Origin of the sequence: Catenovulum agarivorans DS-2, from assembly GCF_000568405.1 — a bacterium.
GTDB classification, from domain to species: Bacteria; Pseudomonadota; Gammaproteobacteria; order Enterobacterales; family Alteromonadaceae; genus Catenovulum; species Catenovulum agarivorans_A.
In genome coordinates this window covers 1-22,430 of the sequence record NZ_ARZY01000031.1, presented here as the reverse complement: position 1 = coordinate 22,430, position 22,430 = coordinate 1, and the positions used below count along the sequence as shown (strand labels likewise).

15 protein-coding genes and 1 pseudogene are annotated in these 22,430 nt (G+C 40.9%); 8 read left to right on the top strand and 8 right to left on the bottom strand.

Features of this window, described 5'->3' with window-relative positions; all coding sequences use genetic code 11:
• The 4 genes from lspA to murJ are packed head-to-tail and all read right to left on the bottom strand — an operon-like array spanning window position 1 to window position 5,902.
• A complete protein-coding gene (gene lspA / locus DS2_RS14545; protein ID WP_035015565.1) occupies window positions 1-513 on the bottom strand; it encodes a signal peptidase II in 513 nt (170 codons plus the stop codon).
• On the bottom strand, window positions 513-3,338 hold the full coding sequence (gene ileS / locus DS2_RS14540) for an isoleucine--tRNA ligase (protein WP_035015564.1): 2,826 nt from the start codon (window positions 3,336-3,338) through the stop codon (window positions 513-515). The genes lspA and ileS overlap by 1 nt, the downstream gene beginning before the upstream one ends.
• 23 nt (window positions 3,339-3,361) lie before the next feature.
• Entirely contained in the window at window positions 3,362-4,294 is a 933-nt protein-coding gene (ribF, locus tag DS2_RS14535; protein WP_035015563.1) for a bifunctional riboflavin kinase/FAD synthetase, read from the bottom strand.
• Between the two features lie 51 nt (window positions 4,295-4,345).
• Complete coding sequence (gene murJ / locus DS2_RS14530) at window positions 4,346-5,902, bottom strand: murein biosynthesis integral membrane protein MurJ (protein WP_035015562.1); 1,557 nt, start codon at window positions 5,900-5,902, stop codon at window positions 4,346-4,348.
• Window positions 5,903-6,160: 258 nt separating this feature from the next.
• Here murJ and rpsT point away from each other — a divergent pair, with 258 nt between their 5' ends.
• Window positions 6,161-6,421, top strand: a complete 261-nt coding sequence (gene rpsT / locus DS2_RS14525; RefSeq protein ID WP_035015561.1) for a 30S ribosomal protein S20 — start codon at window positions 6,161-6,163, stop codon at window positions 6,419-6,421.
• Window positions 6,422-6,478: 57 nt separating this feature from the next.
• Here the strand turns inward: rpsT and DS2_RS14520 are convergent, their stop codons facing one another.
• Window positions 6,479-9,379 carry a putative bifunctional diguanylate cyclase/phosphodiesterase gene (locus tag DS2_RS14520; RefSeq protein WP_035015560.1) on the bottom strand — a complete coding sequence of 967 codons (2,901 nt, stop codon included), beginning with the start codon at window positions 9,377-9,379 and terminating at the stop codon, window positions 6,479-6,481.
• A 138-nt stretch (window positions 9,380-9,517) separates the two neighbouring features.
• Here DS2_RS14520 and DS2_RS14515 point away from each other — a divergent pair, with 138 nt between their 5' ends.
• From DS2_RS14515 to DS2_RS14485, 7 genes are all read left to right on the top strand, one after another.
• A complete protein-coding gene (locus DS2_RS14515) occupies window positions 9,518-10,951 on the top strand; it encodes a M28 family peptidase (protein ID WP_035015559.1) in 1,434 nt (477 codons plus the stop codon).
• Window positions 10,917-11,381, top strand: coding sequence for a hypothetical protein (locus DS2_RS14510; protein ID WP_035015558.1), 465 nt, complete (start codon window positions 10,917-10,919; stop codon window positions 11,379-11,381). Before DS2_RS14515 ends, DS2_RS14510 begins: the two co-directional genes overlap by 35 nt.
• Before the next feature lie 121 nt (window positions 11,382-11,502).
• A complete protein-coding gene (locus DS2_RS14505; RefSeq protein ID WP_035015557.1) occupies window positions 11,503-12,309 on the top strand; it encodes a UDP-2,3-diacylglucosamine diphosphatase in 807 nt (268 codons plus the stop codon).
• Between the two features lie 125 nt (window positions 12,310-12,434).
• Window positions 12,435-14,144, top strand: coding sequence for a GNAT family N-acyltransferase (locus tag DS2_RS14500; RefSeq protein ID WP_035015556.1), 1,710 nt, complete (start codon window positions 12,435-12,437; stop codon window positions 14,142-14,144).
• Window positions 14,145-14,327: 183 nt separating this feature from the next.
• The gene (locus tag DS2_RS14495; protein WP_235188620.1) at window positions 14,328-14,972 is read left to right on the top strand and encodes an ATP-dependent zinc protease; all 645 of its coding nucleotides are present in this window, start codon (window positions 14,328-14,330) and stop codon (window positions 14,970-14,972) included.
• A gap of 10 nt (window positions 14,973-14,982) precedes the next feature.
• The gene (locus DS2_RS14490) at window positions 14,983-16,512 is read left to right on the top strand and encodes an inactive transglutaminase family protein (protein ID WP_035015554.1); all 1,530 of its coding nucleotides are present in this window, start codon (window positions 14,983-14,985) and stop codon (window positions 16,510-16,512) included.
• Window positions 16,493-17,434, top strand: a complete 942-nt coding sequence (locus DS2_RS14485) for an alpha-L-glutamate ligase-like protein (RefSeq protein ID WP_035015553.1) — start codon at window positions 16,493-16,495, stop codon at window positions 17,432-17,434. The genes DS2_RS14490 and DS2_RS14485 overlap by 20 nt, the downstream gene beginning before the upstream one ends.
• Window position 17,435: 1 nt before the next feature.
• Here the strand turns inward: DS2_RS14485 and DS2_RS19995 are convergent, their stop codons facing one another.
• The 3 genes and pseudogenes from DS2_RS19995 to DS2_RS14470 form a co-directional block, all read right to left on the bottom strand.
• The gene (locus DS2_RS19995; RefSeq protein WP_051479907.1) at window positions 17,436-18,800 is read right to left on the bottom strand and encodes an EAL domain-containing protein; all 1,365 of its coding nucleotides are present in this window, start codon (window positions 18,798-18,800) and stop codon (window positions 17,436-17,438) included.
• Window positions 18,801-19,143: 343 nt separating this feature from the next.
• On the bottom strand, window positions 19,144-21,795 hold the full coding sequence (locus tag DS2_RS14475; RefSeq protein WP_035015552.1) for a hybrid sensor histidine kinase/response regulator: 2,652 nt from the start codon (window positions 21,793-21,795) through the stop codon (window positions 19,144-19,146).
• Between the two features lie 7 nt (window positions 21,796-21,802).
• Window positions 21,803-22,430 (bottom strand): annotated as a pseudogene (locus tag DS2_RS14470) (extracellular solute-binding protein); the annotation flags it as partial.

Here is a 22,430-nt window from a genome sequence, read left to right as displayed (position 1 = left end):
CTATGTTTTATTTTCGTTCGCTTGTTGCTTGTTTTGATGAATAAACGCATCAATTAATACACAAGCCGCCCCAATCACAATTCCCATATCTGCAATATTAAATGCTGGCCATCGGCCATATAACGGAATAGTAAAGTCAAGGAAATCGACCACATAACCGTAAGCAACTCGATCGTACAAGTTACCGGCTGCGCCTCCTAAAATTAAGTTAAAACCAATCACTAACCAAATTTGTTTTTTCGGCGTTTTAGCTAACCAATACGACAACAAAACAACAGCGACTACAGCGATCAAGGTAAAAAACCATCGCTGCCAACCACCACTGTCGGCTAGAAAACTAAAAGCCGCACCGTAGTTTCGTACATAAGTTAGGTTAAAAAATTCGGTAATTTTTACACTGTCGTACAATTGAAAACTTTGCAATACAGCTATTTTGCTCACTTGGTCGGCAATTAACACCAACAACGCCAACCAAATCCAAGCTAAACCTGTTTGTTTATATTGTGCAATCATTAGGCAAATTGTCGGCTTTCGCCTGCTCCATCAATATTGGTCACGCAGCGATCACATAAAGTTGGATGTTCAGCTATTTGCCCAACAGTTTCACGATAGTGCCAACAACGGTCACACTTTTTACCTTTACTTGGTTCAATAGTGATTTTTAATCCAGCGATTTCAGTGTCTGCCGCGTCAGTTGCTTGTGCTAACGGTTGAATGTCCGCTTTTGATGTAATTAACACAAAACGCAATTCATCTTCTAATTTCGCCAACAATGCATATAAACTTTCATCGGCAAAAATTGAAACTTCTGCTTGCAGCGAAGCACCTATCACCTCTTCACGACGAGCCACTTCAATCAAACGATTCACCTCATCTTTAACTGCCATCACTTGCTGCCAGTCAGCATCCGATAATTTGGCACTTTCAGGCAATGGCGCTAACTTGTCATACCAAGTTTGGGTAAAGATAAACTCATCACGCTTGCCCGGCAGTGCAGTCCAAATTTCTTGTGCGGTAAAGCTTAATACTGGCGCCATCCAACGTGTCATTGCTTCAGCGATTAAATACAATGCAGTTTGGCAAGAGCGACGCGCATGACCATCTGCTTTCGCTGTGTATTGTCTATCTTTAATCACGTCAAGATAGAAGCTTCCCATATCAATTGAACAGAAGTGCATTAGTTTTTGCACTACCTGTAAAATTTGATATTCGTCGTAAGCTTGAGTAATGTCTTGTTGTACTTCATATGCTTTTGCAACTGCCCAACGGTCCAATTCAACCATCTCATCCAATTCGACCATATCTTTGGTCGGATCAAAGCCATTTAAATTTGACAATAAGAAGCGTGCAGTGTTGCGAATACGACGATAAGCATCAGCAGAGCGCTTAAAGATTTCATCAGAGACTGTAATATCTGCAGTATAGTTCGCCGATGCTATCCATAAACGTAAAATATCTGCACCAAATTTTTTGATTATTTCTTGTGGACTAACCGTGTTGCCAATTGATTTAGACATCTTGCGGCCATCTTTATCAACAGTAAAACCATGGGTTAATACTTGCTGATACGGTGCTGCACCTTTTAAAGCAATGCCTGTCATTAATGATGACATAAACCAACCACGATGCTGGTCAGAACCTTCTAAGTATAAATCTGCTTGTTTCTTGGTATAAGTGTCACGCGCATCAAGCACGCATGCATGTGTTACACCTGAGTCAAACCATACATCTAAGGTGTCTGGTACTTTTACGTAAACTTTTGCATCTTCAGCACTAAGCAAATCAGTTGGCTCAATATCAAACCAAGCTTGAATGCCTTTTTCTTCAACTTGTTGCGCAACCTGCTCAATCAAAGCGGGTGAATCAGGGTGCAATTCACCTGTTTCACTATGTACAAATAGAGCAATTGGCACACCCCAAGTGCGCTGACGTGAAATACACCAATCTGGACGGCCTTCAACCATGTTGGAAATACGGCCTTCACCCCAAGCTGGGATCCATTTAGTCTGTTTAATTTCAGCCAATGATTTTTCACGTAAACCAGCTTTATCCATAGAGATAAACCATTGTGGTGTGGCACGGAAAATAATCGGCGTTTTGTGCCGCCAGCAATGTGGATAGCTGTGCGGATAATTATGGTGATGGACCAATGCACCATTTTCACGTAACAAATCCACTATAGGCGTATTCGCTTTGCTAACGTGCTGGCCTTCAAATAAAGGTGTACCAGGTAAATAAACACCATTGGCGCCAACTGGGTTCGCTACTTCTAGATTGTATTTTGCACCAACCACAAAGTCGTCTTGCCCATGGCCCGGTGCTGTATGTACACAACCTGTACCTGACTCAGTAGTTACATGCTCACCTAAAATAATAGGCACAGTAAAATCGTAGAAAGGATGTTGTGCTTGCGCCAGTTCTAATGCGGCCCCCTTGCAATACCCAAGTGCATGATATTTTTCAAAACCAAAACGATCCATTGCTGATTTAACTAAATCAGACGCAACAATCAAACGCTCAGGTTGGTCACCTTCTACTTGAACTAAGGTGTAGTCTAGTTCTGGATGCACGGCAACCGCGCGGTTCGCTGGTAAGGTCCAAGGGGTAGTCGTCCAGATAACCACCGAAATATCACCTTGACCACTATGCCCTTCTGGATGATCAAACTTATCAGCAATCGCTTCATCAATTAATTTAAAGCGAACATCTATCGCTGGCGATTCTTTATCTTTGTATTCAACTTCAGCTTCAGCCAAAGCAGACCCACAATCAGTACACCAATGAACCGGTTTAAAACCTTTTTCCAAGTGGCCATTTTCAACAATTTTGCCTAACGAGCGAATAATATTGGCTTCAAACTCAAAGTCCATGGTTAGGTATGGCTTGTCCCACTCACCCAACACACCTAAACGAATAAAATCTTCTTTTTGCCCATCGACCTGTTTTGCCGCATAAGCCCGGCATTTTTCACGGAATTCAGCCGCTGTGACCTTTCGACCTGGTTTACCAACTTTTTTCTCTACCTGAAGTTCTATTGGCAAACCATGACAGTCCCAACCTGGTACATACGGCGCATCAAATCCGGATAAGGTTTTAGACTTGATAATAATATCTTTAAGTACCTTGTTAACTGCATGACCCAAATGAATGTTGCCATTGGCGTATGGAGGGCCATCATGCAAAACGAATTGCTCACAACCTTGGCGAGCTTTTCTAATCGCTTGGTACAAACCTTTTTGTTGCCAAGCTTTAAGCATACCAGGCTCTCGCTTAGCTAAATCGCCTCGCATTGGAAAGCCAGTTTCAGGTAGATTTAAGGTACTTTTATAATCACTCATTTTTTTCGCCGTATTCCTGATAGTTATTCTGCTCTTTCAAGCGCAAAAAATTGTTTGGCAGATTCACAGTCTAATGCAATTTGCTGCTGCAATGCCGCTAAAGATTGAAACTTCTGTTCAGCACGAATTTTGTGCTTAAATATGACCTGCAAGCGCTTTTGGTATAAATCGCCATTAAAGTCGAAAATATGTACTTCTAGTTGATTCCGTGTGCCATTTAAAGTTGGCCGATAACCGACATTCGCCACGGCATCGTATAAAACGCCATCAAGCTTGACCTGCACCGCAAACACACCAGACACAGGGGAAACTTTACGATGCATTAAAATATTAGCGGTAGGAAAACCAATTGTACGACCATTTTTAGCGCCATGTACAACCGTTCCCCAAACACTATATGGCCGTCCTAACAACTTCTCTGCGCCGGTAAAATCACTATTCGCCACTCTTTGTCGAATAGCCGTGCTGCTCACTCGCTCAGAGCCAAGAATACAACTTTGAGTGTCTTCTACACTAAAGTTGTAGCGCTCACCCAAAACTTGTAGCAGATGAAAATCACCTTGACGCTTATAACCAAACTTAAAGTCATCACCGATAACCAAGTGTTTAACGCCTAATTTATTGACCAATAATTCGCTCACAAATTCATCTGCGGGCAAGTTTGCAAACGCTCGGTTAAAGCGCACGCATAAAAGCCGGTCAACATGCGGTTGCAATAATTGGTATTTATCGCGCCAACGTATCAGCCGAGCTGGAGCCGCTGCAGGGTTAAATACTTCAACGGGTTGAGGTTCAAATGTCATCACAACAGAAGGCAATTGATGCTGAACACTGCTCGCTTTGAGCTGTGCCAAAACTGACATATGGCCCAAATGAACACCATCAAAATTACCTATGGTCAAAACACAGCCTTTGTGCTGTGGTTTGATGTTATGTATACCTCGGATTAACTCCATGCTAGCCCACTAACTAAAAAATTCGGCGCGATTATAACTTAGCTAACAAAACTATGCAGCTTTCAAATGACAAAGTCTTAAACCAATTGCAAATAATGACAATAAATACACAGCAGCACCAACCCCGATTAATCCAGCCAGCCAAAAGGCACGCATTACTAGCTCCATGTCAATCCATTCAATGCGAGTGGGCATTAGATAATAGATCGTGGCAATCATCACACAACTTGCAGCAATAACCCGAACTAGTGTCATTACTCCAACAGTAGACAAGCGATATACGCCTTGTTTATGTAAAAAGTAATATAAGCACCCAGCGTTAAACAATGCTGATAAACTGGTAGCCATAGCAAGTCCGACATGCTTAAACGGAACAATTAACAGTAGATTAAACACCATATTCAGTACCATGGCATAAATACCAACTTTAACAGGTGTTTTAGTGTCTTGGCGTGAGAAAAACCCACTGGCGAGCACTTTAATCCACATAAAACAAATTAACCCTGCTGCATACGCCATCAAACTCATTCGGCTTTGAGCTGCATCAAAAGCACTAAACTCACCGCGCATAAATAACACCATCAGCATAGGCTCAGCCAACAGCATTAAGCCGAAGCTTGAAGGAATACCCAAAATACAAACCATACGAATACCCCAATCCATGGTGTTGGCAAAATCTTGTTTGCCAGCATTAACATGCTCTTTAGATAACTGAGGCAATATAACAGTAGCGATAGCAATGCCAAATAAACCAAGCGGGAACTCTAATAGCCTGTCTGAATAATACAACCAACTAATTGAACCAAATTGCAAAAAACTTGCTAACACAGTATCTAACAGCAAGTTTATTTGACTGACAGAAACGCCGAACAAAGCCGGCAACATTAACAAGCGAATTTTTTTAACGCCAGGATCATTCCAACCCCAACGTGGTCGACAAATCAACCCAGCCTTGTGTAAAAATGGCAACTGAAAGATAAACTGGACAATACCGCCAAAAAACACCCCCCAAGCAAGGGCAAACGCTGGCTGTTCAAAATAATCAGCAAAAAATATTGCAGCACTAATCATGCTAATGTTGAGTAATACAGGTGTAAATGCAGCTGCGCCAAACCTCCCCCAAGTATTTAGTACCGCTCCTGCCAAAGCGGTAATTGCGATAAACATTAAATATGGAAAGGTAATTTTGAGCATCAGGCTCGCGAGTAGATAGTTTGCGGTACCTGGGCCTCCGTTTAAATAATCTAAAAACCAACCTGTACCAAATAACGCAATCACCACGGGCGAGCCTATCACGCCCAAAATGGTGGTGATCATCACAATTGTACCCAAGGTACCTGCAACACGGGCAATTAATAATTTAGTTTCATCTAAACTGCGACTTTCTTTGTATTCAGTTAGAACTGGCACAAAAGCTTGTGCAAATGCCCCTTCAGCAAACAATCGTCGCAAGAAGTTGGGAATTTTGTTGGTCAGAAAAAAAACGTCAGCGGCAGCGCTCGCTCCCAGTAGATTTGCGATTACCACATCGCGTACCAATCCAAGTACACGAGAAACTAAAGTCATTGCACTAAAAATTATGCCTGATTTTAATAAACCTTTCGCCAAAAGTGTTATCCAGTTTCATATTGAGCAGGCGTTGCAGTATACTAAAGCCAGTTGATCTTTGTGGCATATTTTTCGCTTTGATTTCATTAAATCGAATGATAATTTACGCCCTAGTATCTATTAGCAAATAAGTAAGCTGGTTTACTAGAAGAAAAGTGCATTTTTTGTCCGAAATAGATTGACATTTTCCCTTTTTACAGGCATATTTCCGCGCCTTTAGAAAGGGTATCCCTGTTTTCGATTTTTAGGAGTTTAGTTTTGGCTAACATCAAGTCTGCTAAGAAGCGCGCGGTTCAAGCCGAGAAAAGTCGCCAGCATAATGCAAGCCGCCGCTCAATGATGCGTACGTATTTGAAAAAAGTTGTTGCCGCTATTGCAGCTGGTGACAAAGAAGGCGCAACTGCTGCTTTCCAAACCGTTCAACCGATTTTGGATCGTTTTGCATCTCGTGGTTTGATCCACAAAAATAAAGCTGCACGTCATAAGAGCCGCCTAGCTGCTCAGATTAAAGCTTTATAATTCGCAATTACACAATTGCAGGAAACCAGAATACGGCTAACACCGGTTCTGGTTTTTTTATGCCTGTTGCTCCTGCACTAACTGCTCAATCAGCTTGTCAGCTGTAATAGGTTTAGAGAAGTAATAACCTTGGTAGTGATCACACCCCATATTTTCTAACGCTAGATATTGCGCTTTAGTTTCCACCCCTTCAGCAACCACCCACAATTTTAGATGTTTGGCGATAGACACCATAGATTCAACCAAAGGTGCGGGTTTTATCCCATCAACTTCATCAACAAATGCTTTGTCGATTTTTAATTCATCTAACGGTAATTCCCGCAAGTAAGACAATGAAGAATAACCTGTACCAAAGTCATCTAATGCTATTTTAAAGCCGACTGCACGTAACTCTGACAACTTAGCTTTAGCTTCTTCTACATTTTGCAATAACCCAGTTTCTGTCAGTTCTAGCGTGATTTTTGAAACATCAATATTAAATTTATCCGTCTGCGCTAATAATTTTTTCACAAAATTATGATCGGCAAATTGCCATGCCGACACATTGATCGACAAACGTTTAAATGAAGCATATTGATTGAGGACAGTCATTTGCAACAATGCACTTTCAATCACCCAATCACCGATAGCATGAATTAACCCCGTTTCTTCAGCTAAAGGTATAAACTCAGCAGGAGAGACAAACCCATTTTGTTCACTGATCCAACGAATTAACACCTCTGCGCCATAAATTTGCTGCTGAGCATTAAATTGAGGTTGATATAATAAAGAAAACTCATTCTGAGCAATCGCCCTTTTTAAATCATGCTCTAACGATATCCGTTGTTCAACGCGCTTTTGAATTTCAGGATCAAATAAATAAAATTGCCCTCGCCCCAACTCTTTAGCCTGCATCAAGGCAGTTTCGGCAAATCGTAAAACTTCAAGCCTATCAGTACTATGCTGTGGAAATAGGCAAATACCAACACTCGCGGCAATATTGACAATTCGCTCGCCAACTTGAATCGGCTGGGATAAGCGCTGAATAACTGAATGGGCGAGCTTCTCTGCATAGAGCCTAATATCTTCAGCCGATTGAGGCTGACAAATAATAATAAACTCATCGCCACCGTACCGAGCAGCTAGCGACTCATTGAAGGATGCAAGGCGTTGGCCGACCTTACGCAACAACTCATCCGCTACATCGTTACCTAAAGCATCGTTAACAAATTTAAAGTTATCCAAGTCAACCAATAACAGCGCAAAATGCTGGTTTTTGCTCTGTAAAAACGTCGCTAGTTTATTCAACAAGTTTGCTCGATTCGGCAACTGAGTCAAATAATCATAATAAGCTAAATTTCTAATTTCTAATTCAGCTCGCTCCATTTGCAATTCAGAACTTGCACGCACCGCAAAGATATTTAAAATTTCTTGCCCTTGGTAGCCAACATCTAACTCGCTTGCGCTCAGTAGGGTTAATATGCCGATGCCATTACCTTCACTGTCTTGCAAAGCAATCCCTAAATAACCCTGAATGCCCATTTCGGTCAGCAATAAATCTTGCGGAAACGCCTCTTGTACCCCTTGCGGATACCAACATAAACCATTTAGGCGCGCTTTATCACACGGGGTATTTTCTAGAGCATATTCAAAGTTGTCGACAATTGCACCTTTATACGCAACAGCGAGTGTGCGAGCACTTGCCTGTTGTTGCGAGATTTGTGCGATAAACACATAATCAACAGGGAATATTTGACTTAAACTCTGAACCATAGATTGATAAAAGGTGTCTCCTCTTTCACCAACCACACCCTGGGCAATTTTGTTTATGGCTTGCTCTACATATTTCTCTTGTGAGACATCCTTAATCCGAACACAAAAATGAGTAATTTCCTTTTGTCGATTATGCAATGGAAAGATATATATTTTGAGCCAAGCGTTATGATTAATCGCCTGTGCTTGTGGCCAAGCAGACAAATCAACATTATTTAATTGAAACTCAGGTAACTTGGTATTTTTGTGCATGTTAAGCACATACTGATGGCTCTCGAAACAATGGCGCAAAAACGCCACCAAATTAAACTTTTGCTGCGCCAAATCACTTTTCCAAAAACGAACACTTGCCGCATTTGTTTGTTCAACTTCACCTTTTAAGTTAACCACATGAGTTGCAATGGGATCTTCCTGGACTAACTGAATGAGTTTATCACGCTCCTTTTCCAGTTGCCCACGTTTAAACGCTTCTTCGCGCAAGGCTTTCGTTTTATGTCTGAGCTTAGCGTCAGCTAATTTAAATTCGTATATTAGCGCCACACACATCAACGCTATGAAAATTAAAAAGCCAAAGCCTGTAACCGGAAAATCTTTGTGGATCCCCCAATTTGCTAAGTAGACGTAAAAGACCATTGACACTTGCACGAAAAAATAGCTGCTAAGCGCTAGCGAAATAGCCTTGTAGCCTAATTCGAACAAGCGTTTAGCAATGTATAGCGCAATCCCCATCACAACAAAATAATAAATAAACCATGCATGGCTCCACCAACTAGCTTCTCCTACGGCTAGATAATATTGTTGTTGGCCCAAAGTCACCGTTTGCATTGTTGGCAGTGAACTAAACCGAGTTGTGTAAGGCAAGGCAAAATTTGCATAAACAAACGTTAGACCGACAGTCAACGCGAGATAAAAAACTGCCGAGCTCCATTTGAATTTTGAGTATGTATTGAGGAAATAAAGCAGAACTGCTGGAAAGGTCACAACACAAATATTGCGTAGCCTGCGTAATTCGAGTTGTGCTAGTAGCTCAGGTTCTAGAATGAGTTGCGCTGAAATATACTGAAAAACAGACACCATGATACAAATAATGCCCAAAGAGATCATCCGACCTTTGTGATAGCTCACCACAGCAAGTGCAAATAACACCAGTGCTACTAACGTACTAACACCAACAGAGAAGTAATACGCTTGATGTAATAATTCCATGCAAACTGCCTAAATTAGTTAAACAAAAGGGTCCAACACACCTCAGATATTAATATTTTCAGTTGTACGCTGATTCTTGGCCTTTTTAATGCAATAATATTGAGCTTAGTTGAATTATAAATAATTAGTATTATTTCAATGCAAAAATTGTTGAAAACCAAAACTGCGTGGTTAAGTTTAATATCAATCATTTCTTTAGTAAAAGTAAGTTTTGCAGCCGAGTCACTGCAAATGATTGAAAAGATAAAGAACCAAGCTTTATCAGATGACTATGCGTATCACCAAATTGAAGCCATCACCACAGAAATTGGCGCTCGCCCTTTAGGCAGCGCAAAAGAATTAAACGCACTGAAATGGTTAGAGCAGCAACTAACTGAACTGTCGGTTGGTCACTTGAGCAAACAACCACTAAAAGTCCGCAATTGGCAGCGTATATCCGCCTCGGCACAGGTCATTTCTCCGTATAAACATGAATTGGTCATTGAATCATTGGGTGGCAGTGTTGCAACCCCTGCAGAGGGCCTAGAAGCCGAAGTAATTAAAATAAATAACTTCGACCATTTAAATTCTGTAGAAGCCGACAAATTAAAAGATAAAATTGTTTATATCTCACGAAAGTTAGATGAACATAGTCCAGCAGAAGATTATTTAAACATGCAGAGAATCCGCCAAAAAGGAGCGATTATCGCTGCAAATAAAGGGGCTAAGGCACTCATTATCCGTTCACAAACTACTGACAAAAGCCGAACGGCTCATACAGGCGCAGTCAGGTATCACAGTAATTCCCCCCAAATTCCGGCAGCAGCGATTTCACCAGCCGATGCTGACTTACTCGACAGACTCTTTGCACGAAACCTGCCCGTTGCATTACTCATCAATTTACAAAATAGCGAAAGCCGTTGGGTAGATACCTACAACCTTATTGCAACGCTGAGCGCTGATCACAGTCAAAACAATCCAAACAAAGTTGTTTTTATCGCACATATTGATTCTTGGGATTTAGGCACGGGCGCGTTAGATAATGCAGCCGGCATTGGCATTGGTTTAGGTATAATTAAACAATTAATCCAATTTCAAGATAAACTAAAACATGACATCGAAATTGTCTTTGTAACCGCGGCACAGTTTAATCAACTAGGTATAAAAACCTATATTAAACACTTAAATGACAAACACATAGTTGTTGCAACTGAAGCTGATTTAGGTGGCGAGTCTATTTTCAGGCTAGACACCAATATTGATGAGTCGGCGCTCAAGCTTGCAGATAAGATACACACATTAACAACTGATTTGGCGATTGAGCGTGGCCATAATGCATCTGGTGGTGCGACTAACACACAACATATGCTTGCACTGGATATTCCAATATTTAATTGGGTGCAAAAAACTGATAATTATTTTAAGTACTTACACTCTGCAAATGATACTTTTGACAAGATCAGTTTAGAATCTATTCAGCAAAATGTTGCAACTTATAGTATCTTTTTATTTAGTGTTGCCAATGAAGGCCTGATCTTCAGTAATAAAGTGACAGAGCATGAACAGCCCACAGAAACAACAGTTACTCAATAAAGAAGAGTTTCAAAAGCAGCTCAGACAAAAGCAACAAAAAGCAGCTATTGACAAACAGCAAGCGCTGATTAAACAAAAAATGGCGCAAATACAAGCGGCTCAGGCCGCTCAAGCACCTGTGGTTGCTAAAAAACCAAGCAAAGCAAAGTGGTATTTTTTGGCTTTATTGGCGCTTGTTGCAGCGCTTTTGCCTTACCCTAAAATTATCACTTACGAAAAGCTAGGTGTTGTAGCTGAGAGTATATACATACCAAGTCGATTTGGCAGCAAAGCATTTTTATTAGATACCAATGCCGAAGTTCAAGTAGATGGCCAGAATAGATGGTTATACTTGTGCAATACTTTACAGGGTCAACGCCATTGTAATCGATATGATATTGTTGACACTCAAGGCTTTTTCGCTGCGGTTGGAAAGTACTTAGAGCAGTAATAGAATGTTCATTAAATAGTCAACGTAATTTAATCTCATCTCTGCATATTTGCATCTATCCCTAACAAATCAGAAAGGTCATTTCTATATCGTTGGGAACTCAACCAAGAGGGATGCAAATATGAAACACAAGAAAACGCAGTACCAAGCGATTTGGCTGTCAGATATCCATTTGGGCAGCAAAGACTGCAAAGCACATTTTCTACTCGACCTGCTTGAACAAGTGAGCACCAAAACAATTTACCTGGTCGGTGATATAATTGATATCTGGGCGCTAGAAAAACGCGTACATTGGCCCGCGGCACACAATCAAGTTATCGATAGTTTAATTGATAAAGCCCACAAAGGGACACGGGTTGTCTACATACCAGGCAACCATGACGAAAAAGTACGCCAATATATCGGAATGACCTTTGCTGACATAGAAATTCACCAAGATATCATCCATACCACAGGTACTGGGCAAAAATTAATTGTAACGCACGGCGACGAATTTGATGGTCAAGTTTGCTTAGGTGAATGGCAATCAAAACTAGGTGATGTTCTATACGACTTTTTACTCTTCTTAAATCGGTGCTGCAACGGCTTCCGTAAACAAATGGGTTGGGGATACTGGTCATTAGCAGGTTATATTAAAAGCAGAGTTAAAGGTGCAGCCGCGGCGATAGAACGCTATAAAGATGCTGCAATTGCACATGCCAAAAGCAAAGGTGTTGATGGTATTGTCTGTGGTCATATCCACCAGCCAGATATGCAATATAAAAACGGTATTTTGTATTGCAACGACGGTGATTGGATTGAAAACTGCACTGTGCTCACGGAGCACTTAGATGGGCAATTAGAACTGATATATTGGACCGAAACCGTACAAAGTTTAACTCAGCTTAAATCGGCTAAGGTCACAACACCTGCTAGCCATGCAGCCTAACTCAGTTGGCCGAACAGCTTTTATTGCATTGAGCAAATTATCAGCAACAAAAATGCAATAAAAGTTGCATCCACTGTTCACACTATCTCGTTAGAGTTCAGCTGTTATTTATTAGGAGCTGAACCATGTTTACTGTTGAAGAAGTTATAGAGAAAAATCTACCTCAACTACAAAAACACCCTATTTTGAGCACGCTTACGCGTAAAGTTCTCAAAAGACTTTTACATGAACAAGAGTTCATCGAGTTCGCCGATCATTACCCACATTTACGTGGTTTAGATTTTGTTGAACAGTCACTCGAATATTTTGATTTCAGCTACACCATTTCAGCCAGAGACTTAGAGCGGATCCCCAGCCAAGGGCGCTGTGTGATTATTGCCAACCACCCTATCGGTTCATTGGATGGGCTAGCATTAATTAAATTAGTCAGCGAAGTTCGTAAAGATTTTAAAGTTGTTGCCAATGAATTATTGATGGCAATTGAGCCACTCCGTCCAATGTTATTGCCAGTCAATAATATGGCAGGACGCACCGCAAGAGAAAATATCCGAGGGATCCAAGATTATCTCAATAACAACGGCGCCGTCATTATATTTCCAGCAGGCGAAGTCTCGCGGTTAAAACCAGCAGGTATTCGCGACAGTCGCTGGAATGGTGGCTTCCTTAAATTGGCCCAAGCAACTCAATCGCCTATATTGCCAATTCATGTTCAAGGGAAAAACTCCAACTCTTTTTATCTGTTATCTATGTTGTACAAACCACTTTCGACCTTATTTTTGGTCAACGAAATGTTTAAACAACAAGATAAAAATATGCCCGTACGAGTTGGTGAGCTCATACCATACGACAGCTTTAAAGGCAGCCAACTCACCAATAAAGAAAAAATAAGACTTTTCCAGCGCCATTTGTACCGTATTGGTAAACAAAAAAAAGGCTGCTTTGTTACCGAATCGGCCATAGCACGTCCAGAACATCGTCAAGAATTGGCCAAAGCCATTTATAATTGTGAGTTGTTAGGTCAAACCGCCGACAACAAAGATATCTATCTATACAAGTTTGAAGACAGCTCGCCAATTATGCGAGAAATTGGCCGCTTAAGAGAGTTATCTTTCAGAGCGGTTGGCGAAGGCAGTGGCAAAAAGCGCGACATAGATAAATACGACGCTTATTATGAGCACTTGATCTTATGGGATAAACAAGAACAAGAAATTGTTGGTGCTTATCGCCTAGGCCAAACACTTGAGATCATTCAAGCACATGGGCAACACGGTTTATACACAGACTCTTTGTTCATTTATGACCAACAAATGCAAAAATACTTCGAGCATGGTCTCGAACTTGGCCGCAGCTTTGTTCAACCAAAATATTGGGGAATGCGCAGCCTTGATTACCTCTGGTACGGTATTGGAGCGTTTCTAAAAAAACATCCTAACATTCGTTATCTTTTTGGCCCTGTAAGCATGAGTAATAGCATGCCTAAACCAGCAAAAGATTTAATGGTATATTTTTACAAATTGTATTTTCAACACCAAGAAGTTATCGCCAGCTCGAAACAACCGTATAAAATACCCAATGATGTTATTTCGGTTCTGAAAACTGAGTTCACCGGCGATAACTACAAAACGGATTTTGCTAAACTGAAATCTATGCTCGCCAACATGGGAACCAGTGTGCCAACACTGTATAAACAATACAGCGAACTGTGTGAAGAAGATGGCGTTAAATTTTTAGATTTTGGGGTTGACCCTGATTTTGCCGACTGCATAGACGGCTTAGTCTTGGTCGATATAACTAAACTAAAAGCCAATAAAAAAGCCCGCTATTTAGCAAAATAAATAGTAAAAAATAGCATTAGTGCAATTTTTTACCTTCAACCCCTTGCGGGAAACAATTAAGTGGTGAGAAGATAGATTTTATTTAACGCTAGACTAGGACGTATGTTAAATACTCTATTTACTCACCCAAATAGAACAAGCCTACCAATATTTGTGTTATGTGCACTATTACCGGCTTGTTCGATGACACCTAATGCATCTGATACATCCAAGCAAGAGAATCTAGTAGAGCTGAAAAAAACCTTTGCTCAGGTATGTTCAAACCAACAGCAAAGTTTAAATAAACTCGATAAACAGCAGCAACAAACCAGTAAAAAGCTCGATAAAATATATAAACAGCTTAATCAGACCTCACAACAAGAAAACCAACAATGTGCCGAAACATCTAATAAATTAAATGGCAAAACAGTTGTAGGCGAGGTTGAATGGATTTTTGTGCCTTCTGTACAAAGACATATCCAAGCTCGTGTCGACTCAGGTGCAACCACCTCCTCTATCAGCGCTAAAAATATCATGCGTTTTGAACGAGATGGGGAAGACTGGGTTAAATTCACCTTAACGCATACAGAAGCTAAATTAGACTATGATATGGAAGCCAAAGTGGTTAGGACCGCACGAATACGCCAAGCTTCATCTGATAAACTGGAGCGTAGAACCGTCATCAAACTGGTCGTAAAACTGGGTAACGACCTCCAGCAAGAGGCTGAATTTACCTTGGCAGATAGAACTGATATGGATTACCCAGTATTGCTCGGCCGCGAGTTTTTACAAGACATCACTTTAATCGAAGTGGGTAAGTCATTTATCCACCCTAAAGTAAAATCATAAGGAAATCTCCATGCAGTATGCCCGATGGCCTTTTTATGCTTTGATTGGCGTATTATTTGTAACAGGTTTGGTGATGTCGATATACCGCCACCTAACCTTTCAAGTGCCATTTTTGCCCGGTGAAACTTTAACAACTTGGTCGATAGAAGCTCGAGTGGAGTTTACTGCCGACAATGGGCCAGTAAAAATTAAACTGGCGCGTCCAAGTAGTCAGCAAGGTTACGCTGTTTTATCAGAATCTAGCGCATCTTCCGGGTATGGTGTTGCATATTTAGACAATGAAAACATTTTGGAATGGAGCATTCGCCAAGCTCAGGGTGAACAAACTCTATTTTATCGGGTTGATTTTTTACATGACCAGTTGCAAAACGATATCGAGTCAACACCACCCGCCATTCCACCAGTAAGCCTAGCAGAACCCTATTTAACCGCTGCTGAACAAATCAATCAGCAGTTATTATCAATTTCAGCAGACTCGATCAGTTATGCACAACAACTATTTCAACTCTTAACCACACAGCAAAACCAGCAGAACTTAGCCTTGTTGCGAGATGAAGAGTCTGAGCCAGCTAAACTTGCGGTTAAACTGCTAAATCACGCTGGGATTGCCGCCAGTGTTATCCATGCGGTGAAGCTAGAGGATGGCCGACGTCGTCAACCTTTAGTTCCATTGGTGAAAGTGTGGCAGAGTGGCCAAAACTCGGTAATATTCGACCCTGCAACGGGCAAACGTGGTAAACCGCAAGATATGTTGTTATGGCAACAACAAGATATGCCAATGTTAGAGGTGATGGGCGGCTTTGATTCGAAAGTCAGCTTCTCAATCATCAAACACCAAGAAACCATAGCTTCCGCAATTAAAGCACAACAAAATGTCCAACAAAGTTTAGTCAACTTCTCAATCCATAGCTTGCCGCTAGAAGAGCAAGCGCTATTCAAAACTATTTTACTACTGCCGGTCGGCGCGCTAATTGTGTGTATGTTGCGCATACTCGTCGGCTTACGTACATCAGGTACCTTTATGCCAGTGTTGATCGCACTCGCATTTATTCAAACTTCTTTAGTTACCGGGTTAGTTGGCTTTACTTTAATTGTCTTTACCGGCTTATTACTACGCAGTTACCTATCTCATTTAAACTTACTATTGGTCGCGCGAATATCAGCAGTAATCATCAGTGTTATCGCCATTATCACGCTATTTAGTTTATTGAGTTACCAAATTGGTTTAAGTGAAGGGCTCAAAGTAACCTTTTTCCCGATGATTATCTTGTCATGGACAATTGAGCGTATGTCTGTGTTATGGGAAGAAGAAGGTGCAAAAGAAGTGGTGATTCAAGGCGGTGGCAGCTTATTAACTGCTGTAATTGCCTATTTAGCTATGACCAATGAATTTATTCGTCATCTCACTTTTAACTTTTTGGGTGTGCAATTAATTTTGCTCGCGGCCATTTTAGCACTCGGCAACTATACAGGTTATCGATTGTTTGAACTTGCTCGCTTTAAATCATTGGTAGAGAGATATGCTGGTAAATCCGTTTAAATTAGCCAGCCTTGGCATATTAGGTATGAATGAGCGCAATATAAAATATATTGCGCGTTACAACGAGCGTAAGCTCTACCCACTAGTCGACAATAAACTGGCAACTAAACGTTTATTGGAAAATTCTGATATCCATGTACCTGAATTAATCGCAACAATAGAGCACCAATCACAGATCAATAACTTGATGACTTTATTACCCAGCACAGGCGGGTTTGTCATTAAACCAGCGCAAGGTAGTGGTGGAAAAGGTATATTAGTAATTCAAAACAATGCCAACCCTAATTTTGCTAAACCCAATGGCAGTGAACTGAATATCGAACATTTGCAACACCACTGCAGTAACATTCTGGCAGGCTTGTATAGTTTAGGCGGCAAAGTTGACAAAGCCATTATTGAGCGCTTAATTAACTTTGATCAACTGTTTAGCGATTATAGTTATGAAGGGGTGCCTGATATTCGAATTATCATATTCAAAGGCTATCCAGTGATGGCTATGATGCGCCTATCTACCGAAGCTTCTGATGGCAAAGCAAATTTACACCAAGGCGCGGTCGGCGTTGGACTAGATATAGCCAATGGTCAGGCATTACATGCGGTGCAATTTGGCAAACCAGTTGAGTATCACCCTGACACCCAACAAAAGCTTAGCGAACTCAAAGTACCCAATTGGACAGACATGCTTGAACTCGCCGCTAAGTGTTATGAAAAAACTCAGTTAGGTTATCTAGGTGCGGATATCGTATTAGATGTAGAAAAAGGCCCACTACTGCTTGAGTTAAATGCAAGACCTGGGTTGTCTATTCAAATCGCTAACGGCTGTGGTTTGAAACCAAGATTAAAAATGATCGAAAAACAGCAACAAACCCGCACCGCAATAGAGCGGGTTTTGTTCAGCCAACAAGCTTTTAGTTTATTGTAAATTAATTCATCTTATTCAAAATATTTGGCCATAGCCGACGACTTGCCCGTTGTGCTTTGGCTTTATATTTCGCATTTTGGTGGCTTTGCGCTTGAATTAACGGTAATAACTTAACTGGGTGTATTGGTCGCTCAAAATAAAACCCTTGACCCTGCTCACAGCCTAAAGACTCTAAAACTTCGGCTTGCTCTTCCGTTTCAATACCTTCTGCAATCACATTTAGCTCACATGCTTTAGCCAACGCGATTACAGCTTTGATTATTTGTACGTCGGCATTTGAGTTAAACATATTGCTGACAAAGGTTCGATCAATTTTAAGTGTGTCTAGCGGCAACTTAGACAACCAAGATAAACTAGAGTATCCGGTACCAAAGTCATCTAAGGCGATTTTACAGCCCAAGGCATGAATGCGCTCCAATCCTTTTATGGCTGTTTCATAGTGCTGTATGGCCACGGTTTCGGTCACTTCAAACTCAAAGGCTGATGCTGGGTGTCCTGAATGCTTGACACAGTGCTCAAGCTCAGCAATAAAATAACCTGACTCAATACAAGTAGCAGTTAAGTTAATGCTGACGGTAAATTGTTCGTTGTGTACCCGAGCTCTATCTAATAAAACAATGGCATCCTGTAAAACATATAGAGATAAGGCTTGTATCATACCTGTAAATTCAGCACGTTGGATAAATTGCTCTGGTGACACTAAACCTAGCTGAGGTGATGACCAACGAATTAGAGCTTCTGCCCCAATTATACCTTGATTGCCCATAGTAACTTTTGGCTGATAAAGTACATACAGCTCATCATTCGCTTGAGCCCCTAAAATTAGCTTATCAATCTGAATGCGTTGATTTAGGTACGATAAAGTTTGCTCATTTAAATGGAAATGCGTTTTGACTTGATCCATTTGGTCAACGTGTCCTAGAAACATCGCAAGCTGATTAATCACCGCATCAGGATCATTCGGCGTTTGTAAAATCCCGGGTAAAAATGCAGATAAAAGTTTGGGTTTAACTTCAACCATGCGGCCGTTAGGCAAGTAGATCGGCATTTCGAAGGCGTTTTGTAAGCGCTGAATGATTTGATTTAAGTCGGACAACTCAACATTTGGAATATAGGCATTAATTTCTTTCAAACTTCTGCCTAATATCGCACGTTCGGGCAAGTGCGCTTTAAAAACCTCAACCAGATTCGCCAACAAGAAACTAATATGCTCGGTACATATAACACTGCGCAATTTACACACACAGTCGTACTCTAGTGCAATAAATAATGCTTGCTGATTATTTTTAACGCCATTTTGATATTCAGTTTTTAACTCCGTAAAAAATGCACTGCGATTCAAAATGCCCAGTTCAAGATCTACCATCTTCGTTGACGCCCCGCCCGACTTGAGGTTTTACATTTGAATATGATAATCAAATTACATGCCGAAATTATGACAGCAAGGCACAGGCATTGAGACTAGATGAATTCTCGTCGAAGAGTAACAACCAACAGATCCTTATACCAACAACTTTATAACAACAATACAAGGTATCAAACACACAAAACCAAAATTCACATATAAAAAAGCACAGTCAAAATGAAAATCAATCCATATTCAAACAAACAATAAACTTTAAATAATATTTAGTATAAATGAAATAAATAATCAAGCTTGTGCATTCACCAACTACAACAAACTCAATTCACCAAAATGGCGCAGCTTGCTACTTTATGGTTAAGTATTGACTAAGCACTCCAAGTAGCTTGTGCTCATCAATCGGCTTTGTTAGATAGTCATCCATGCCTACCTTTTTGGCCGCTTCAAAGTCTTGCTGCAGAGCATTGGCAGACAAGCCAACAATAGGTAAATTAGCAAAGCCTTTCTCTCTTAACCCTCGGGTTGCTTGATAACCGTCCATCACTGGCATCTGAATATCCATAAACACCAGCTCAAAGCTATTTTCATCAGAGATTTTATCTAACGCGACTTGGCCATTTTCGGCAACATCAACCACGACTTGATATTTCTCTAACATCGCCCGTGCAACAAGTTGGTTTATCTCATTGTCTTCAACCAATAATACTTTTGCTTCAGCAAAGCTAGGCACTTCATCTTCAGCCACCTGTAATTGTTCTTGCTCTTGATTGTCAGAGCTGGCCAACATACTTGAGATTTTATCTGACCACTCTCTAGGTCCATAAGGCCGGTACAAAATATTGCGCTTAGGCACTTTTGCCAATTGCTCTAACCAGCTTTTATGGCAAATATCGGCAACAATTAAAAACGCGTGTTGCTGTGTGTCCAAATTGGATAAATAATTATCCGCATACAGTCGCTGCGACAAGATGAGGACAAAAGGCCCATCAACAGGTTCAAATTTTGCCGACGTACTAAGCCGACGTTTTTGGTAAACAGCTAGGCTGGCTTTTAAGTAACGTTCAAAACATGGCTCATTGCCAAATATTTGTATAGTTGCATGGTTTGCGAGGTGGCTTTCAATAATCTGGTTGTCACTATCGGCCTCAAGCATCACATTTAAGTTAAACTCAGAGCCTTCATCTAACACAGATTTTGCCGTAACATCGCCTCCCATAAGATTACACAACTCTCTAACGATAGTTAACCCCAGTCCAGTGCCGCCATATTTGCGTCGAGAAGACGCGTCCGCTTGGCAAAAAGAGTCAAAAATACGCTCAAGTTGATCGGCTCCCATACCTATACCTGTGTCTTTGACTTGCACATATAAGCGATAATTGCTACCAGCCAGGTGTTCACCCCACATGCGAATTTTAACCTGGCCATGCTCGGTAAACTTTAATGCATTATTGGTTAAATTCATGACCACTTGGGTTAAGCGCATGCTATCACCCACCAAACTAACAGGGATTGTTGGCTCTGCTTCTAAGACAACTTGCACCTTGCTCGCCTGCTCTATGGTATGAATATTAGCCAACAAACCATCAATAAAGTCATGGGTCGAGAAAGGCAAATAATCGACATCAAGCTTGCCCGCCTCAATTTTTGAAAAATCCAATACATCACTGATAATACTCAGTAGTAATTTACTAGAATAATCAGCTTTTTCTAAATACTCACGCTGCTTTGAGTCTAAATCAGTTTCTAATACCAAATGTACTAGACCCAAAATACCATTAATCGGTGTGCGTATTTCATGACTCATATTAGCTAGAAACTGACTTTTAGCGATAGTTGCCTCTTCGGCTTCCCGTTTAGATTCAGACAAAGCTAAATTTAAACTTTGGGATTGCAATAACAACTCTTTAGTTTGAATAATCTTTTGTTGGAAGATATCAGCAGCCCTCGCTAAATCACCAACCTCATCCGTTCTATGTTTGTGGGTTATCACCCCAACGGGCTTGTCTCGTGATAAAGCACGAAAAACATTTGTGATGTCAATAATCGGCCGCGAAATTCGTAACACAAAGTAAATACCTAGCACCACAGCAAAGAGTAATCCAAACATGGAAATAAACAATGCTTGCTGACGTTGCGCTTCAACAGCACTGACAATTTGCTCGTTTTTGCGTGTAATCTGCGCTCTTTCTATCGCACTCAGTTGCTTAGAGAGAAATAGAATCTCATTGGCGGTACCAGCCATCACTACGTTGACCAAAAAGCTATACCCTCGAGTCACATTAGCTACGTTGTAAAAATGCTCGTGTAACTCAGTTAAAGACTCGCTAAAAGGTTGTGAAATTTGCTCTGGTAGTTGGGTTACTAGTGCCACTATAGCGCTATGAGCTTGGGCAAAAGCTTGTGTATGGGTTGAGTCTGGTTGTTCTAAATAGCGCAGCAAAGCGACTTCTGTGTTTTGCAACTCTATTTTTATAGCTTGTAATAATTCTTGCGCAGATTGTTGATCGATAATCGCTTGCTCAATCAGTTGGTGTAAAGCGGTATAGATGGTCGTTATTTCAGTTTGTACAATTTCTGTCCTTAACGAACGGTTGTCTATTACCGTATTAAAATTATCTCGATAGTCTTTTAAATGCGATTGCATACGCCGACTATAATCTGAAAATTTATCATTGCGCTTTAAAGAAGTGAGCGCCGCTAAGTTTTCTTGGATGTCTTGATACAACATAGTAAAACGCTTGAGGGCTGATTTGCTCGCAGTACTTTTGTATATGAGCACATTGCGCTGTAAATCAATTACATCACGTTCGATCAACCGAACCGCGTTAATTTCATCTATCGACGCTTGGTTTTGTTTAAGGCTAGTAGATAACGCATCCTGCGTGCGAAATAAGATAGAGGCAACACCAATTAGTAATAACGCGAACACTAGACCGGCAACAATAATTTGCACAGACAAAGTTCTAGCATGGCGCATTGCTAAATTGATGATGTCCATTTAACCCTCAAGCACTAATAAATTCGTACCATTTTTGTAAACTATACTCGTAAGTGGGCATTACTGTATTCCAAACCACCACATTACTCATGCGTTTTGTGTAACTTCCGCCAGTTCGAATATCACCTTGCGGTACACTCAATCGACCATCCGGTCCAGTTAAAGCTTTTGCGGCTGGTTTGCCCATATACCAATAATCCCATTCGTCTTGAGCTAAATATGGTTTAGAGCGCTCGGGATTGGAAATATAATATCCTTGACGCGCAATAAATGCACCTGGCCAACCTGATAACCACCAATTCATATATTCATATGCGACGTCTTTGTTTATCCCTTGTGTGGCGGCAGACAAACACATTACCCCATGCCAGCCTCGATAGCCTTCTTTTGGCGCGGCAAAAACAACTGGTATATTGCGGGCGTTTAGTGCAGAAACTGCCGGTGAAAACATGCTTTCTATTACAACGCGACCATTGGCCATAAATTCAACTGACTCGGGTACTGAATTCCAAAAGCCATTAAAGTGTCCGTCAAATTTAAGCTCTAACAAGATATCAAATAGTTGATCTAACTCTCGTTTGCTCATGTTGCCAATATCAGCAAAACGCATTAACCCAGAGGCTTGCGCAGCCAAA